12 protein-coding genes are annotated in these 13,283 nt (G+C 65.1%); 5 read left to right on the top strand and 7 right to left on the bottom strand.

All coding sequences use genetic code 11. The features are described from left to right. The first annotated feature begins 13 nt into the window (after positions 1–13). On the top strand, positions 14–220 hold the full coding sequence (locus ACGYLY_RS11880) for a hypothetical protein (protein ID WP_395281405.1): 207 nt from the start codon (positions 14–16) through the stop codon (positions 218–220). On the opposite strand, the gene ACGYLY_RS11875 is transcribed toward ACGYLY_RS11880, so the two are convergent. Genes ACGYLY_RS11875 through ACGYLY_RS11865 form a run of 3 tightly spaced genes read right to left on the bottom strand, consistent with a single transcriptional unit; the run spans position 183 to position 2,495 of the window. Then, complete coding sequence (locus ACGYLY_RS11875; RefSeq protein ID WP_395281406.1) at positions 183–1,163, bottom strand: 5,10-methylenetetrahydromethanopterin reductase; 981 nt, start codon at positions 1,161–1,163, stop codon at positions 183–185. The two genes, ACGYLY_RS11880 and ACGYLY_RS11875, sit on opposite strands and share 38 nt — an antisense overlap. Further along, positions 1,150–1,911 (bottom strand): coenzyme F420-0:L-glutamate ligase, encoded by a 762-nt coding sequence (locus ACGYLY_RS11870; protein ID WP_395281407.1) that lies wholly within the window; start codon positions 1,909–1,911, stop codon positions 1,150–1,152. The genes ACGYLY_RS11875 and ACGYLY_RS11870 overlap by 14 nt, the downstream gene beginning before the upstream one ends. Positions 1,912–1,964: 53 nt before the next feature. Further along, entirely contained in the window at positions 1,965–2,495 is a 531-nt protein-coding gene (locus ACGYLY_RS11865; RefSeq protein ID WP_395281408.1) for a metallophosphoesterase family protein, read from the bottom strand. Between the two features lie 82 nt (positions 2,496–2,577). On the opposite strand from ACGYLY_RS11865, the gene ACGYLY_RS11860 reads away from it, so the two are divergent. Both ACGYLY_RS11860 and ACGYLY_RS11855 read left to right on the top strand, forming a co-directional pair. Next, on the top strand, positions 2,578–3,708 hold the full coding sequence (locus tag ACGYLY_RS11860) for a PQQ-binding-like beta-propeller repeat protein (protein ID WP_395281409.1): 1,131 nt from the start codon (positions 2,578–2,580) through the stop codon (positions 3,706–3,708). Positions 3,709–3,773: 65 nt separating this feature from the next. After that, positions 3,774–5,018, top strand: coding sequence for an NUDIX domain-containing protein (locus ACGYLY_RS11855; protein ID WP_395281411.1), 1,245 nt, complete (start codon positions 3,774–3,776; stop codon positions 5,016–5,018). Positions 5,019–5,159: 141 nt separating this feature from the next. Here the strand turns inward: ACGYLY_RS11855 and ACGYLY_RS11850 are convergent, their stop codons facing one another. Further along, positions 5,160–5,732, bottom strand: coding sequence for a hypothetical protein (locus ACGYLY_RS11850; RefSeq protein WP_395281412.1), 573 nt, complete (start codon positions 5,730–5,732; stop codon positions 5,160–5,162). Between the two features lie 111 nt (positions 5,733–5,843). On the opposite strand from ACGYLY_RS11850, the gene ddh reads away from it, so the two are divergent. Next, on the top strand, positions 5,844–6,779 hold the full coding sequence (gene ddh / locus ACGYLY_RS11845) for a D-2-hydroxyacid dehydrogenase (protein ID WP_395281413.1): 936 nt from the start codon (positions 5,844–5,846) through the stop codon (positions 6,777–6,779). A gap of 219 nt (positions 6,780–6,998) precedes the next feature. Then, positions 6,999–8,390 carry an FAD-binding oxidoreductase gene (locus ACGYLY_RS11840; protein WP_395281414.1) on the top strand — a complete coding sequence of 464 codons (1,392 nt, stop codon included), beginning with the start codon at positions 6,999–7,001 and terminating at the stop codon, positions 8,388–8,390. Positions 8,391–8,426: 36 nt separating this feature from the next. On the opposite strand, the gene ACGYLY_RS11835 is transcribed toward ACGYLY_RS11840, so the two are convergent. The 3 genes from ACGYLY_RS11835 to ACGYLY_RS11825 all read right to left on the bottom strand — a co-directional run bounded on the left by ACGYLY_RS11835 (position 8,427) and on the right by ACGYLY_RS11825 (position 13,229). Continuing rightward, on the bottom strand, positions 8,427–9,650 hold the full coding sequence (locus tag ACGYLY_RS11835; protein WP_395281415.1) for a M20 family metallopeptidase: 1,224 nt from the start codon (positions 9,648–9,650) through the stop codon (positions 8,427–8,429). After that, on the bottom strand, positions 9,643–11,145 hold the full coding sequence (locus ACGYLY_RS11830; RefSeq protein ID WP_395281416.1) for an APC family permease: 1,503 nt from the start codon (positions 11,143–11,145) through the stop codon (positions 9,643–9,645). The genes ACGYLY_RS11835 and ACGYLY_RS11830 overlap by 8 nt, the downstream gene beginning before the upstream one ends. A gap of 890 nt (positions 11,146–12,035) precedes the next feature. After that, positions 12,036–13,229, bottom strand: a complete 1,194-nt coding sequence (locus tag ACGYLY_RS11825; protein WP_395281417.1) for a redox-regulated ATPase YchF — start codon at positions 13,227–13,229, stop codon at positions 12,036–12,038. Positions 13,230–13,283: the final 54 nt, after the last annotated feature.

Raw genomic sequence — 13,283 nt, 5'->3', positions numbered from 1 at the left:
CGGAGTATCGGCCATGGCAGGACTCCTCTCCAACTTCACCGAAATGGCTCGGCTGTTCACCGACGTGGCGACGGCGACGTCGAACCCCATCCCGGCATTAATGTTGCTCTTCGGGGCCGTCTTCGTCGGCTTCTCCGTGCTGTTTTTCGCCTACCTGACGCTCGGCGGACTGGGTTCCGCGCTCATCTCCGACGTGCCCGGTCGAACGCCGCCGCAATAAGACCGATCGCATTCTCTCGGTCCGGACCGAGCGGCGATCCGGCGACGAAACTGTCGGCGTAGTCGAGGACGGCGGCGATTCGGTCGGCCACCGTCTCCGGCGTCCCGGCGATGCAGAAGGCGTCTATCATCGCGGGCGTCACCGCCTCGAAAGCCGCGGAGAACTCGCCGGTTTCGATTCGCTCGCCGATTTCTCCCGCCGCCTCGTGGTCGATTCCGTGTCTGTCGAGCACCGGCTCCGCCGTCCCGCCTACGACGAACGCCACCGGCGGACGGGCGGCCTCGCGTGCTTCATCCTCGTCTTCGGCCACGCTCACGCAGGCGTAGGCGGCGAAATCGAACTCGCCCCGCTCGTCCGGGCGCTCGGCCAACCCCTCCTCGATTCGGTCGCTCGCCCAGTCGAAATCGCGCGGATGTGAGGCGTTGACCAGCGCACCGTCCGCGTGTTTCGCGCTCATTCGAAGCATGTGCGGACCCTGTGCGCCGACGTACACCGGAATCTCCCCGACGTCGTAGTTCAGGCCCGCGTCCCGCGCGGTGAAGGTCCCCTCGTGGGTGACGCGCTCGCCCGCCCAAAGCCGCTGTGAAACCTTCATAGTCTCCAGAACGCGCCGGAGCGGTCTGTCGCGGTCGATGCCGAGGTTTCGGAGCGTCGAGCGGTCGCCCGCACCGACCCCCAGCACCGCGCGTCCGCCGCTCGCCTCGTCGAGCGTCGCGACCCGCGAGGCGAGCGTCACCGGATGGCTCTCGTAGGGGTTGACGACGCCCGGTCCGAGGCGGATGTCCTCCGTCGCGTCGGCGACCCGCGAGAGGACGGTGAACGGGTCGCGGTTGTTGTAGTGACTGCTGGCGAACAGCGTGTCGAAGCCCTCCTCTTCGGCGCGCTCGGCGAGCGCGACGAGATCGGAAACCGGTTCTTCGGGCGTGAGCTCAATCCCGTGCAAACTCCCACCCCCGGAGCGCCTGTCGGACGAAGTCGCCGTCGACCGACCGGAACAGGTTGTCGCTTCCCTCGTGGTCGCCGAACTCCCAGTCGCGGACGACGACGACCGGCAGGCCGTCGGCACCCTCGCCGCTCACGAGGTTCGCCGCCGAGGCGAGTTCGTCCACGACGGATTCGACCGTCACTTCGAGTTCGTGGCCGTCCCTGTCGCGTTCGCCCCGCCAGTCTCTGCTCGCGGGCAGTCCGTCCCACCCGATGGCGACGCCGCGTTGCCCGTGGCGGAACGGCCTACCGCAGGTGTCGGTGACGACCACGGGCACGTCGATGGAGAGTCCCGACCGAATCCGTGCGGCGCTCTCCCCCGGTCGTTTCGGGAGCAAAAGGAGGTCCGCATCCCCCGTGTTCGACCGGTCGATGCCCGCGTTGACGCCGGTGTGACCGAACCGCGTCGCGGTCAACAGGAATGGCGCTTCCATGATCAGTTCCGTGCTCTCTTCGAGGACGGCCTGTGCGAACCGCGGGTCCTTCTCCTCGCCCGAAATCTCCGACAGACGGCCCGCGATCTCCTCCGCTCGCGGGCTCGCCGGGAAGTCATCGAGCGTTGCGGTCCGCCCTTCCGCTTTCGAGACGATGGTACTCGCGACCAACAGCACGTCGCCGGGTTCGAGGTCCACCCGCTCCTCGACGAGGGTTGCGATGTCGTCGCCGGGTTCGACCTCGGGAATCCCGGATACCGCGAAGACGTTCATGGCTGGCCGTTGGTGCGCGCCGATAAAAACCCGACCGGAAGGTGCAAAACGGGTCAGCTTTCGTGTCGCTGAACGTCGATCTCGCCGTCCTCGACGGTAACGACGAACATCGTCGCCGTCTCCGCCGGGGCCGCCCCCGTGGCGCTCCCCGGATTCAACAGTCGGACGCCGTCGACGGTTTCGTCCATCGGTTCGTGCGTGTGTCCCGCGACGCCGACGACGGACGCATCGGTCGATCCTTTCGTCGTGGCTCCGTCCGCTTCCACCGTCTCTCGAACGATGCGTGCGACACGCTCCCCGTATCCCCGTTTCGGTCCCGTCCCGTGCGTGACGACGAACGTGACGCCGCCGAGTTCGAGGGTCGCCACCTCGGGCAGCCGAAGCGACGCCGGGTCCGTGTTCCCGCTGACGGCGGTGTAGTTTCCGTCGGTCAGTTCGTGGACCGACGCCAGCGCGTCCGCCGAATCGAAATCGCCCGCGTGGACGGTGTGGTCCGCCCGCATGACTCGGGTACGGACCCAGTCGGGGATTCGATTCGCGCGTGACGGGATGTGCGTGTCGCTGATGACGGCGACCCGGATCATGGTCGTGATTTCATCGTCCGGGTAGAAAAACGTTTGAGGGGTCGTCGCAACGTTTTAGTCCCCGCTTCTGGACTCCATAGGTATGGTCGGTCGTTCGTCCCGACGCGACTTTCTCCGCGCTACCGGTCTCGGCCTGTCCATCGTCGGCAGTGGCTGTACCGACCTTCAGGCGCAGTCCCCCAAGCAACAGCCACGCTGGTCGGTCGAGTTCGACGGAACCCCGGCGCGGGCCACGACGCTCACCGATGACGGTCTCGTCGTCGCGACGACGCTCACGGCCGACAGCGAACTCGGCCATCTTCGGTTCTCGGGTGCCTACGACCGACTCGTCGAACTGCCGCGAATTACGACACCTCCGGTGGTCTCCGACCGCGGCGCTCTCGTCGAGTCCGAGGGCATCATCCGCACCGTTCCGCTCGACGGCGAGGCTATGAGCCGGGTTCGGACCGGCTACTTGACGTTCGGTCGCTATCCGCCCGTCATCTCCGATTCCACGGTGTACGGAATCGCCTACAGCGACGAGTATGGGAAGTTCGTCGTCTTCGCCCTCGACGTGACCGCCGGGCGAATCCGGTGGCTTCGCCCGTTCGGGACCCTTCGGGCGTCCGTCTCCACCGACGGCGAACGCGTCTTCGCGGCCTCCCCGTCCGGCGTCGTCCGGGCCTACTCGGCCGAAGACGGGGCGACGCTCTGGCGATGCGGCGTCGGGAACGGCGCACGGTTGGCATACGCGGACGACGTCCTCGCCGTCGCCACGAGTAATGGAGTGGTCGCGCTCGACGCGGACGACGGCGCGGAGCGGTGGCGAACGGAGAGCGATTGGATAGCGTCCGTGGACGCCGTCCCCGAAATCACCGACTCGACCGTTTACATCGTGATATCGCTCTACTCGAACTATCATCGAAGCGTGCTGGAAACGGAGACGTACCTCATCGCGTACCGTCTCGACTCCGGTGCGGAGCGGTGGCGAACGCGCGTCAATTACGGGACTCCGATGACCGTGACGGCGGATTGCGTCGCCGTCGAGACGATGGAGGAAGTGGAAACCGACCGCGGCGACCGCGAGTTCCGAAACTATCTCACCGTGTTCGCTCCCGGCGGGCGACGACTGGTGAAGTACGACCTGCCCGAACGAGCGACCATGCGCCCCGTCGTCCGCGACGACGCGGTTATCGCCGGCTTCGGGAAGACCATCGCTTCCTACGACCGCTGAGTCGTCGGGCCACTCTCTCCCGTTTCATCCGAGACTTCAACTGTCGCTCTCCCGTCTATCCTCGTATGAACGAAACCCACGTCGTCACCTGCTTTCTGCGCAACCGCGGGGAGGTGTTGCTCCTCCGCCGAAGCGAGGAGGTCGGATCGTACTCCGGCAAGTGGGGCGGCGTCGCCGGACACGCCGAAGGCGACCCCGACGCGCTCGCACGCGAGGAAATAGAGGAAGAGACCGGACTGCTCTCGTCCTGTACGTTCGTCCGCGCTGGCGACCCGTTCGATGTGGACGACGACTCGCTCGACAAGCGTTGGGTCGTCCACCCGTATCTCTTCGACTGTTCGAGTCGAGACGCGACCACTGACTGGGAGACGACCGAGACGGCGTGGGTCCCGCCGACCGAACTCCTTCGGCGCGAGACGGTACCGGACTTGTGGACCTCCTACGACCGCGTCGCGCCCACGGTCGAATCCGTCGCCGAGGATACCGAACACGGGTCCGCGTACATCTCGGTCCGGGCGCTCGAAGTCCTCCGCGACCGGGCCGGATTGTGCGCGGTTCACGGCGGCGACTGGGACGAATTGCCCCACCTCGCGGCGAATCTCCTCGACGCCAGGCCGAGCATGGCCGCGTTGACGAACCGCGTGAACCGCACCATGTCCGATGCGACCGACGACGGCCGAACCCCCGCGGCGGTCGAACGTGCCGCAATCGACGGCATCGAACGCGCCTCCCGCGTGGACGAAGAGGCGACGGGCACCGCCCGCGAGCAGGTCGCCGACGAAACGGTGCTGACGCTCTCGCGCTCCGGGACGGTGCTGGACGCGCTTCGCGCCGCGGACCGCGTGTTCGTCGCCGAATCCCGACCCGCCCGCGAAGGCGTCGGTGTCGCGGAGTCGCTGGCCGACGGGACGGACGTGACGCTCCACACCGACGCCGCGATAGCGCACGTGCTGGCGACGGAGGACGTGGACCGCCTCGTCGTCGGAGCCGATTCCGTCCTCCCGAACGGCGACGTGGTGAACAAGACCGGAACCCGAGTGGCGGCGATGGCAGCGAGGAACGAGGACGTTCCGGTGTTCGTCGTCACCGCGACGGACAAGGTTCGAACCGGGGACGACCCCGTGCTGGAAGAAGGTGACTCGGACGCGCTGTACGACGGCGACGCGAACCTGTCGGTCCTGAACCCGACGTTCGACGTGACGCCCGCGAAGTTCGTCTCCGGCTACGTCACCGAACGCGGCGTTTTGGAGCGGGCAGATATCGGCGCGGTAGCCGACGAACTGCGGGAATTAGCCGAGTGGAACGACTGACCGAACGCGCAAGAGTCAAACCGCTCTGGTGGCTACTCCCGCTCGGGCGGCGGTGACGAAAGTTACCCCCTCCGAGCCCCTTGTGACGAGGATTTCTCCCGAGCCGCCCCTTCGATACGCCCCGAGAATCATCGCTCCCGACTACACGCTTTCCAGAACGGCGACGGCTATCACGCCAGCGGTGAGCGTGGTCCGTGGAATCGCTCCGGGACGCTCGATGTGCACGTCGTAGACGGTTCGCGGCGAGAGGCGTCCCGAAATCGTTCCGATGTGTTCGCCGTTCGGTGCCGTGACAGTGAACGTGCGCGGGAACGGCGAGAACACGTCCACGACGGTGTTCAGCGCGCCGGAGATGCTCCGGCGGGAGGAAAGTTCGGCGAGGGTCCTCCCGTCCGGTCGGTCGATGGTCCAGTGGTGGCGGCGAAAGTCCAACTCCTGTGAGAGGACGAGTTTCGTCTCGTCGGTCCCCGCTTCAACGAGCGCGTACTCCCCGGCGATGTCGAAAGTCTGGCCCGAATTGACGCGAAAGGCGAGGTTTTCGTCCGCATCCCGAAACGGAAAGGTGGCCCGGCCTTCCGACACCTTGCGTTCGGTCGTGAGCAGGGTCTCCCCGTCCGCGTCCGTAATTCGGAACTCCTCGCGGAGGAGGTGTTTCCTGACCGTACACTCCGTCTCCCCGAACGACCACCCGCCGATGTCGCCGCGTCCCGTCATTGTGCCTGCTTTCCCGCCGAATCGACAGTAAACTACCGATGCCGCGTGGGGCAATCAACGCCGCCTTCCCCCTTCCGAAGATTCATTCCGAAGCCGTGGATACCCCTCCCCATGGAGATTTCACACCTCGGAATCCACGAGTCGGTCGGTGCCATCTTCCCGGCGGAGCAACTGCGCGAGGAACTCTCCGCGCTCGACCCGACGGTCGTCGTCGTGGCGGACGGGGACGACGCGCTCTCGGACTGCGACGCGCTCGTCACGTTCGCCCACCGGGATGCCTTCCTCGACGCCGATCTCGAATGGGTGCACTCGATTCAGGCGGGCTACGACCGCTTCCCGCTCGACGAGTTCGGGGACGCGGGAATCGTCCTGACGAACAGCACGGGGATTCACGGCACGAGCGTCGGCGAGACGGTGTTGGGAACCATGCTCGAAATCGCCCGCCGCCTCCACAGATTCTCCCGTCAGCAGGTCGCTCACGAGTGGAACCGCCCCGACTGGGACGAACCGTTTACGCTCCAGCACGAGTCGATTTGCGTGGTCGGTCTCGGTACCCTCGGGCAGGGAATCGCAAAGCGCGCCGACGCCATCGGCATGCAGGTCACGGGCGTCCGTCGCTCCGCCGAATCGGTCCCGCACGTTCGGACGGTGTACGCGAACGAAGACCTCCACGAAGCCGTCTCGAACGCCCGGTTCGTCGCGTTGGCGACGCCGCTCACGGAGGAGACGGAAGGACTGATGGATGAAGCGGCGTTCGAGGCCATGCGCAACGACGCCTACTTCATCAACGTGAGTCGCGGCGACTGTGCCGACCAAGACGCCTTGGTCGCGGCGGTGCGGGACGGCGAAATAGCGGGTGCCGCCCTCGACGTGTTCGAGGAGGAACCGCTCCCCGAGGACTCCCCACTGTGGGACATGGACGACGCCATCGTCACGCCCCACGCCGCCGCCGCGGAGGTCGATTACTACCGACACATCGCGGAACTCGTCCGAGAGAACACACAGCACATCGACGCCGACGAGGAACTCACCAATCGAGTCGTGTAGCCGCTCGTCTCCGGTTCCGAGTTCCCGGTGATTTCGTCGATGGTGTCCACGTTTACCGAACTTCGTCCGAACGTACTGTGGATTCTGCGGATATCGCCGCCGTACGTTGACAGTTGGTAACATCTAACGTCGTCGGTGAAGTAGGGCAACTAGCGCCCGCTGCGATGGTGACTCGGACGCGAGGGACGTCCGCACGGGCGCGACAGGAGGAGGGGTACAATGGCAACGACAGCCAAAGACGCTGACGAAACGAGCATCGAGCGATTTCGGGAGGGCCTTCGAGGAACGTTGGTTCGGCCGGACGATCCGGAATTCGACGACGCGCGCACGATTTATAACGCGATGATAGACAAACGTCCCGGACTCATCGTCCGGTGTGCCAACGTCGGGGACGTCATCGCGGCCGTGAACTTCGCCCGCGAGAACGATTTCGACGTCGCCATACGAAGCGGCGGTCACAGCGGCCCCGGTCTGGGGTTGGTGGACGACGGACTGGTCATCGACCTGTCGGGCATGACGGGCATCCGCGTGGACCCGGACGCGAAGACCGTGCGAGTCGAACCGGGGTGCACCTGGGGTGACGTGGATTCCGCGACCCACGCGTTCGGCCTCGCGACCGTGAGCGGGCTCATCTCGACGACCGGCGTCGGCGGCCTCACGCTCGGCGGCGGGCACGGCTATCTGACCCGGAAGTACGGGTTGACGATCGACAACCTGCTGAGCGCGGACGTCGTGCTCGCCGACGGGCGCTTCGTTCGCGCGAGCGAAGACGAGAACGAGGACCTGTTCTGGGCGCTTCGGGGCGGCGGCGGCAACTTCGGCGTGGTCGTCTCGTTCGAATACGAGTTACACCCGGTGGAGACGGTGATCGCGGGGCCGCTGTTCTGGCCGATATCGGAACTCGAAACGACGATGCGCTGGTATCGCGAGTGGCTTCCGCAGGCGCCGGAGGACGTGTACGCGTTCTATCTGATCGCCGAGGTGCCGGGCGAACCGTTCCCGGAAGAACTCCACGGTGAGAACGTGTGCGGACTGGTGTGGTGCTGTCTGGGGTCGGAGTCCGACGCCGACGCGGCGCTTCAGTCGGCCCGCGACGTCGCCGAACCGCTGTTCGAACACGTCGATGAGATGCCCTATCCGGCGGTCCAGGGCATGTTCGACGGCCTGTACCCGCCGGGCGACCAATGGTACTGGAAGGGCGATTACGTGCGCGAGTTGACCGACGACGCCATCGCCGTCCACGAGCGGTTCAGCGAGGTGCCGACTCCACAATCGACGATGCACCTTTATCCCATCGACGGGGCGGTCCACGACGTCGCACCGGACGGGACCGCGTGGAACGTTCGCGACGCGAACTGGTCGATGGTCATCGTGGGCGTCGACGGCGACCCGGAAAACGACGAGAAGATCATCAAATGGGCCCGCGACTACTGGGACGCGCTCCACCCGCACACGGTCGGTGGCTCGTATATCAACTTCATGATGGAGGAAGGGGACGATCGGATACGGGCCAGTTACGGCGACAACTACGAGCGGTTGCGTGCGGTCAAGGCGGAGTACGACCCCGACAACGTCTTCCACGTAAACCAGAACATCGAACCGGCGGACTGAGAGTCGGGGGAACCCCGGTTTCTTCTCGTTACTTTGCTACTCCGACCCGACGAATCGCATTGCACCCTCGGCGACGATCCGCGCCGTCTCGACCACCTCGTCGGTGTAGACGAACTCGCCCGCGCCGTGGATGTTTTCGCCGTCCGGGCCGACGATGACGGTCGGCAGGTCCGCCCGGTCGCCGAGGTAGTTGAAGTCGCCGACGCTGGCGAAGTAGCCGAAGTCGGGAGAGACACCCGAGACGGACTCCGTCGCGCCGACGAGCGACGTTACGAGGTCGTGGTCCTCGGGCGTGACGTAGGGGCCGTATTTGATGCCGGGGTCCGGCGACTCGCGGAAGCCGATTTCGACTTCGCTCTCGATGTCGAGGTCCGCGACGGCCTCCTCGGCCTGTTCGCGTACTTTCTCCTCCGTTTCGCCGATGACGACGTGGCGGTCGACCATGAGGTGGGCGCGTTCGGGAACCGAGAGCGTCTGGCTGCCGCCCTCCAGCAGGAGGGGACAGACCGACCCGTCGCCGAGTTTCGGGTGACTTCCGACGTCGAGGTTCGAGAGCGCGTCGGCGACCTTCCCGGCATCGACGACGGCGTTGATTCCCTTGTGCGGTTGCGACCCGTGGGCCGCGTGGCCCTTGACTTCGATGTCGTAGAGGAACCGCCCCCGAGCGCCGAGGAGGAGCGCGGGATTCCGAATATCCTCTTCCTGTGCGAGAATCGGTCCCGGTTCGGTCACGATGGCGGCGTCGTAGTCGTCGGTGTAGCCGTCGCGGATGAGGCGGTCGGTGCCGAGTCCGTACGGTCCCTCCTCGTCCACCACGGCGGAAAGGACGACGTCGCCCGCGAGTTCGCCCTCCATCTCCGCCAGCGTTTCGAAGGCGACCATGACCGCGGCGAGGCCGCCCTTCATGTCGCAGGCCCCCTGTCCGTACAGTTTGCCGTCCTCGATTCGTCCCGAACAGGGGTCTTCCTCCCAGTCCTCGACCAACAGCACGGTGTCCATGTGCGCGTTGAGCAGGAGCGTCGGGGCGTTCGGGTCGTTGCCCTCCAATCGAGCGAGGACGTTGTCGCCCTCGTACTCCGTGATGTTCGGTTCGCTGACGTGGTGGTACTCGGGGTCGAGGCCGCGCGAATCCAGCCAATCGTACACGAACTCGCTCAGTTCGTGTTCCTCGAAGTACGGCGAGGGGATTTGCACCATCTCCTGTAGGAGGGAGATGGTCTCGTCCGGGTCGATTCGCGCGTGTTCCGCGGGTTCAGTCATCCGAGGTCACATCCCCGATGGTCGGGTCGTGGTCGTCGCTCGATACGCCTGGAAGCGTGTCGAGAATCGCGCCCACGTCGGTTCCGCGCCGGTTGCCGAGTCGCCAGTAGACGGCGAAGATGCCGAGTCCGACGACCATCCACGGCAGGTAGATGCGGAGCGTCGGCGCGCCCTCGAACGCGGTCCAGTACGCACTGGCGAGCGGGATGTTCCCGGCGAACGGCGACCCGAAGAAGTCCGCGAACGCACCCGGCAATCCCCCGAAGTTCGCAGCCTTCGTCAACAGGCCGACCGCGCCGAGGGCGGCAATGACGCCCGTGATGGGGGTGAGCCATCCGTAGTCGAATCCCGCCTGTTCCACGAGGTCCGGACGCGAGGCTCGGACGTACAGTAGGGTCAACGACACGGTGGCGTACGCGATGAGGTAGCTGAACGTGGCGATGACGATTGCCTCGTCGAGGCCGTCGCTCCAGAACGTCAGCGCCGCGGCGACGAGGTACAGCGTCAACAGGGAGTAGTGCGGCGTGCCGAACCGCTGACTCACCGCGGAGAACTGCTTCGGGAACACCTCGTCCCACGACCACGAGTAGGGCATCTTGATGCCCGCCGCCATCACGGCGTGGACGCTGGAGGCGGTGGCGAGCAGGCCGCCGAACGCGACGACTGCGGTCGCACTGTTACCCAAGAACGCCTCCGCCGCCGTCGCCAGCGGTCGCTCGGAGTTCGCCAGTACGGTGTAGTCGCCGACGACGCCGTAGATGACGGCGGCCGTCCAGACGTACAGGACGACGAGGAGAAGCGTCCCGCCGACCATCGCCAGCGGGAGGTTCCTGGACGGATCTTTGACTTCCGCGCCCATCTGCCCCGCGACGGCGATGCCGATGTACGCGTAGAACAGCGGGACGGCGGCCCCGATGAACCCGTCCATTCCACCGGTGAAGAACGGCTGGTAGTTCGCGGAGTTGACGTGGAACGACCCCGGAATGACGAGGACGAGGATGGCGAGCATCAGCACCGCCATGATGGCGTTCTGCGAGAGGCTGTACTCCTTCGTCCCGACGAGGTTGACGAGGAAGAGGACGGTGAGGAGCGCGAAGCCAGCGATTTTCGGGTCGATGCCGGGGTAGAACACTTGGAGATAGCTGCCGAAACCGAGCGCGAGCACGGCGTCGGCGGCCATGTACCCCAACCACTTCGACCACGTGACGATGAAGCCCGGAAGCCGACTGTCGAACGTCCGGGAGATGTAGGCGTACGACCCGGCGGCGGCCGGGAAGATGGTCGCCATCCAACTGTAGTTCACCGCGATGGCCATCGCCAGCAGTCCGGAGAGGACTACCACGAGGATAACACTCGGTCCGGTCGTGGAACTCGCCGTGCCGAGCGTGACGAACAACCCGGCACCGAGCGTCCCCGCGACGACGGTGCTCATCGCCCCGAACAGCCCCATGTCCCGTGAAAGGCTATTGCTGTCTTTGCCGTGTGATGATGACATATGATGACATACCTCTATGTTCCCGCTTAGTCCCCGTCCCTAGCATGTGCGGTGTGACGACTGGGAAATGGGCGAGACTACGGGTTTTCAAGCGAAAATGGTAGAATTGACGTATTTTCGATATTCCCTGTTGCTAGGGAACACGAAGCCCTCGTTCGCTTCGCTCACTCGCCCTTCATCCGCCAAGGACAGCCACGTCCTCCCCAACCGATTCTTTCGCCCGGAAGAGACAGGCTCTTCCGGGTTCTCGTCCGCTCCCTTCGGTTGCTCCTGAGAACTTCGCTCAGTCATCCCTCGCGTGATAGCCACGCAGGTTCGCGGCCGATAGCTGGCCGCGAACCTGCTGGCGCACGCGCCACGGCGGTTAGTCAGTAGCGGGTATCCCTGTTTCCGAATGGCGCGCGCTGACAGACCGACGCGGCCAACCATCGGCCGCGTCGGTCCGGTGAAGTCGTGCGAGGGATGAGTGAAGTGAGCGATGTGAACGGAACGAATCGGTTGGGGAGGGAGTGGCTGGTGCGGTGCGGTCGTCTGGGTGGATGAAAGGGGCCGCCCGGTCCCGCGAACGGAGTGAGGGGGACGCTGTCGGAGCTTCGCTCCGACTGAAGTCGCGCTTGTGTGGTCGGCTGTGCGGGCACTATCCGCGCGAACTGTGCGGAGAGTGCGGATATCCCGCACAGCGGCCGCGAGCGTGGCGGGGGCTTTCTGGGACTTCAATCCAGCAGTTGCAGTCACAGTGAAGTCAAAACCACTTCGTAGCGAGCGAACGGGGGATTTCGAGGGCTGCTTCCCAGCAACTGAAATCACGGCGAACGCATGCTCACGACGAGCAACAGGAGCCACGAAATGAGAAGAGCACAGTAGAGAAGATCAACTAGCGGATTTCATCGTTACTGACCCGTAGAGACGATTTCGACGACGGAACGGTGGTCCAACTCGGAACTGCTTCCGATCTGGCGCTTGCTCCGGCAGTCGATACCGTGGAGGAAGCCGTCGCCGATATCGCTGTGCAGGTGATAGGCGAAGTCCTCCGCCGTCGAACCGCCGGGAAGCAAAAAGCAGTCGCGGAAGACGCCTTTCTCGCTGGCGCTGCCGTTGGCCGACCCGGGGAACACGGCGATGAGGTTGAGTTCGTCGAACAGCGCGGCTTCGAGGGCGCGCTGGACGCCCGTCCCGTCGAACTCGGTGGTGAACTCCCGAATCTGGGCGAGGCCCTGTTCCTGTTCTTCGCTCACGTCGCCCGTGATTTCGAAGTCCGAATCGCCCGCGTCGTAGTCGATGACGCCCTGTTCGGCGGCGTTCTTGAGCGCCTTCTCGGCGTGGGCGCTGGCGGGGATGATGGTCAGGTGTTCGTACTCGGGGTCAGAAGTTATCTCCTCGTAGTTCGCTTGCGCCGCGGGGGTGTCCATCTTGTTCGCCGCGATGACCATGGGTTTGGTGCGCTTGCGGATTTCGCGCGCGAGCGCCTCGCGGTCCTCCCCCTCCCACGTCTCGGGGTCCAAATCGAGACCGAGCGAGAGGATGATCTGCTTGATCTCGTCCTTGTTCGTCTTGAACGCCGACATCTGTTCCGCGAGGTCCACCTCGATTTGTTTCTCGTCGCCGTCGTAGCCCGAGCGGAAGCGCTCGATGCCCTTCTCCAGAATTTCGAGGTACCACATGTCGAGTTCGTTTTCGAGGAAGTCGATGTCGTCGCGCGGGTCGTGGCCCTCGGTCTGTTCGCCCTCAATGTCGGTCATTCCGGAGAAGTCCACAACGTGAACCAGCACGTCGGCCTCGTTGAGGTCGGTGAGGAACTGGTTGCCGAGGCCCTTGCCCTCGTGTGCGCCGGGGATGAGTCCGGCGACGTCCACGAGTTTCGTCGGGACGTAGCGCGTTCCCTCCTCGCAGAATCCGACGCTCGGCGAGCAGGATTCGTCGAACTCGGGTGCCGCACAGTCCACGCGGGCGTAGGCCTCGCCGATGGACGGGTCGATAGTGGTGAAGGGGTAGGCACCCTCCGGCACATCGTTCATCGTCGCGGCGTTGAAGAAGGTCGATTTCCCCACGGAGGGTTTCCCGACCAGGCCGATTTTGTAACTCATTAGGCCGGATTGGGTGATTCGAGGCTAAAGGGGTTTTCAAACGTTGACACGACT

The organism is Haladaptatus sp. CMAA 1909 (assembly GCF_043952005.1).
Taxonomy (GTDB): Archaea; Halobacteriota; Halobacteria; order Halobacteriales; family Haladaptataceae; genus Haladaptatus.
The sequence above is the reverse complement of the archived record's forward strand: the minus strand, read 5'-3'. Positions and strand labels throughout refer to the sequence as shown.

What these genes read in the sequence shown, in the direction of transcription:
- ACGYLY_RS11880 (WP_395281405.1), top strand. Translation starts at nt 14, where the DNA reads ATGGCAGGACTCCTCTCCAACTTCACCGAAATGGCTCGGCTGTTCACC.
- ACGYLY_RS11870 (WP_395281407.1), bottom strand. Translation starts at nt 1,911, where the DNA reads ATGAACGTCTTCGCGGTATCCGGGATTCCCGAGGTCGAACCCGGCGAC.
- ACGYLY_RS11865 (WP_395281408.1), bottom strand. Translation starts at nt 2,495, where the DNA reads ATGATCCGGGTCGCCGTCATCAGCGACACGCACATCCCGTCACGCGCG.
- ACGYLY_RS11860 (WP_395281409.1), top strand. Translation starts at nt 2,578, where the DNA reads ATGGTCGGTCGTTCGTCCCGACGCGACTTTCTCCGCGCTACCGGTCTC.
- ACGYLY_RS11855 (WP_395281411.1), top strand. Translation starts at nt 3,774, where the DNA reads ATGAACGAAACCCACGTCGTCACCTGCTTTCTGCGCAACCGCGGGGAG.
- ACGYLY_RS11850 (WP_395281412.1), bottom strand. Translation starts at nt 5,732, where the DNA reads ATGACGGGACGCGGCGACATCGGCGGGTGGTCGTTCGGGGAGACGGAG.
- ddh (WP_395281413.1), top strand. Translation starts at nt 5,844, where the DNA reads ATGGAGATTTCACACCTCGGAATCCACGAGTCGGTCGGTGCCATCTTC.
- ACGYLY_RS11840 (WP_395281414.1), top strand. Translation starts at nt 6,999, where the DNA reads ATGGCAACGACAGCCAAAGACGCTGACGAAACGAGCATCGAGCGATTT.
- ACGYLY_RS11835 (WP_395281415.1), bottom strand. Translation starts at nt 9,650, where the DNA reads ATGACTGAACCCGCGGAACACGCGCGAATCGACCCGGACGAGACCATC.
- ACGYLY_RS11830 (WP_395281416.1), bottom strand. Translation starts at nt 11,145, where the DNA reads ATGTCATCATCACACGGCAAAGACAGCAATAGCCTTTCACGGGACATG.
- ACGYLY_RS11825 (WP_395281417.1), bottom strand. Translation starts at nt 13,229, where the DNA reads ATGAGTTACAAAATCGGCCTGGTCGGGAAACCCTCCGTGGGGAAATCG.